The organism is Spongiactinospora gelatinilytica, assembly GCF_003236385.1.
Taxonomy (GTDB): domain Bacteria; phylum Actinomycetota; class Actinomycetes; order Streptosporangiales; family Streptosporangiaceae; genus Spongiactinospora; species Spongiactinospora gelatinilytica.
The window spans coordinates 1-2,771 of record NZ_POUA01000601.1; the positions used below are offsets into that span (position 1 = coordinate 1).

The 2,771-nt window shown below is 72.1% G+C and carries 3 protein-coding genes; 2 read left to right on the forward strand and 1 reads right to left on the reverse strand.

The features are described 5' to 3' along the window. The coding region (locus tag C1I98_RS37505) for a hypothetical protein (RefSeq protein WP_233508524.1) at nt 1-803 on the forward strand (803 nt) is incomplete at its 5' end. Between the two features lie 8 nt (nt 804-811). Here C1I98_RS37505 and C1I98_RS37510 read toward each other — a convergent pair. After that, nucleotides 812-1,303, reverse strand: a complete 492-nt coding sequence (locus C1I98_RS37510) for an ATP-binding protein (protein WP_111172001.1) — start codon at nt 1,301-1,303, stop codon at nt 812-814. Between the two features lie 196 nt (nt 1,304-1,499). Between C1I98_RS37510 and C1I98_RS37515 the strand changes: the two genes are divergently transcribed. Beyond that, nucleotides 1,500-2,771: helix-turn-helix domain-containing protein (locus C1I98_RS37515; protein ID WP_146607886.1), on the forward strand; the 1,272-nt coding region annotated here is incomplete at its 3' end.

Genomic DNA, 2,771 nt, shown 5'->3' on the forward strand with positions numbered 1-2,771 from the left:
GGACGGGAGTCGGGCCAGGGACGCAGGACGGTGTGCCCACCGGGTTGCCGACCGGGGCGGCGCACAACCGCTCACGGACTCTGAGGATCGCGGTCGTGGCCGTGGCGGCGGTACTGCTCGTCGCGGCGGGCGTGCTCATCGTCCCGTCCCTGTTCGGCGGCCGGGCCCAGGCCGTCCGTCTCGAACCGGACGCGACCCTCGACCTCACCGCGCTCCCCCAGGTCGACCTCGACGACGCCTTCACCACCGACACCGCCGCCCGCTACGCCCCGCACCAGCCCTTCCCCAAGGAGGCCCGCCCGCAGATCAACGTCGGCGCGGGCCGGTTCACCGGGAGCCGCGCCGAGCCGTACTTCACCCTGCTGGCGGGCCCCGCACGACTACCCGCCGACCAGGCCGTCAGCGTGCTGACCATCGGTTCGTTCGCGGGCACCGGCCAGCCCGAGGACAGCGTCTTCGTCGGCTGGGTGAAGAACCACGACAGTTACATCACCGCCTGGTACAACAACACCCGCAAGACCACCGGATTCGACCTGCGGGTGGGCGGCGAGTTCCGCGCCGTGCCGGGCGAGATCCCGCTGGGCCTGGCCCCGGGCGACCGGCTCGCCGTACTGCTGACCCGTGACCGGGCCACCTCCTACGTCGAGCACGCGGGCACCTGGCGGCGGCTGCACACGGCCTTCGTCGCCGACCTGTTCGCCACGGCGCAGGCGCGGCAGGGGTACCACTACGGGTTCGGCCTGCGCGGCACGACCGGCACCTCGAGCGTGGCCCACTTCGAGGGCCGCAGCCTCCCGAACTGACACCCAGTTCAGAGCGTGACCGCGAAGTGCGCGAGCCACTCGAACCGCCCCCGCGGCAGCCGCACCGGCTCGCGCGCCCCGATGGCCACCGGCAGCGCGAACCCGACCGCCTTGGCCCGGCCGGAGCGGAGCGGATAGGCGGCACAGCACCCGTCGCTGAGCACCCGCACCAGCATGAGCCCCCGCCCGCAGTCCGCCAGCACCTCGTCGCAGCCGGGCGCGCCGGCGGGGCTCAGCCCGTCGAGTACCGCGGCCAGGCCGCCCTGGTGACCGTCCACGACCTCGCACCACACGGGGTGCTCGCCGACCATGACCATGCGCAGCACGTACGGCGGGCACGAGTGCCGCACGGCGTTGCCCGCGATCTCCGCCAAGGCCAGTTCGGCGTCGTAGAGGTCGTCGGGGGTCGCGTCCCGCAGCACCTCGCGCAGTACGGCACGCGCCCGGCCGACGGCCGCGCCCGTGGAGGGCAGCGGGGTGACGTGGAGGTACTGGCTCATGCGTGTTCTCCTTGTGACCGTCTGTAGTCCCGGCCGCAGCAGGAAACCGCCGCGCGCCGAACCAGCGGCAGAAGGAATCCACGCCGTCAGCGGTCATCCCGACGGCGGTAGGCGTTTTCTGGTCGTCACGCCCGGCGGCCTTCCCGTTCATTGACAATGAGTGATCGGTCGATGACCTAAAGTGGAGGAGGCGGTGGTGGGCGAGCGGGTGGAGTTGCGGCGGGCTCGGCGGCGGCTGGGGATGACGCAGGAGGAGGCGGCCGAGGCGTTGTGGGTGTCGATGACCACATGGAGCCGGTGGGAGCGCGGGATTCAGGGGGTGCGGCCGGTCTACCGGGCCCGGATGGCCCAGGTCTTCGACGTACCAGCGGCCGAGATCGAGCACTGGCTCGGCGGCGGCGACGCATACCCGGCCGAAGCGGTCGAAACGGAGATATGGCCAGTTCCCGACTTCTCCGACCTATCGGTTGAACGTACGGTGATGGCGTCCGCGCGTCTGTGGAGGTGCGACATGGATGCCGAGCGGCGCCACACGCTGGCGACGCTGCCGTTCGTCCCTGCGGCTCTCGGTGGCTGGCTGTCGGAGTGGGCCTACGGCCGTACGGTCGCCGTGGCCTCGCATGAAGGCAACGGTCCGGCGGTAGGCGGCTCCGACGCCGATCGGATCATGGAAGCCTGGCGGGCGTTCAACCTGATGGACCATCGGTTCGGCGCGGGCCTGGTACGACCGGCGATCATCGACTATCTGCACACCGCCGTGGCCCCGCTGCTACGCGGCCGGTACGACGCCCGCGTGGGCGCACGCCTGATGACCGCCGCAGCCGCGATGACCCAGCTCGCCGGATGGACCGCCTTCGACCTCGGCCATCAGGGACAGGCCCAGCACTACTACGGCCAGGCGCTCAAGTTCGCCAAGATCGGCGGCGACGCGCTGACCGCCGCCTGGCTGCTGACCGCGATGACCCATCAGGCCATCTACGTCGGCCGGCCGGAATGGGCCACCCGCCTGGCCCGCGCCGCCCTCGCGACGGCGAGGTCCGCCGACGCCCCACCACGCGTGATCGCGCTTCTCCTCAACCGCGAAGCCTGGGCCACGGCCCTATGCGCCGCCCGGACCGACACACGCGACCCGCACACCAACGCCGAGGTCGCCCGCCTACTGCACGCGGCGGAAGACGCTTACGCCCAAGGCACCACCGACCGTGACCCGCCCTGGGTGGCCTGGTACCTCCCCACCGAGCCGGTCGCCGACGCCGCCGTCTGCTGGTCGCTGATCGGCCGGCACCGCAGGGCCGCCGAACTCCTCGAAGGCATCCTCCCCGCCTACGACCAGGCCCGCTCCCGCTCCGCCCAGCTCACCCGGATCAGCGCCGCCGAAGCCTACCTCGGCATGGGCGAACTCGACCACGCCATCGACTCCGCCCGCACCGCCGTACCCGCCACCAAGACCCTCTCCTCCACCCGCCTC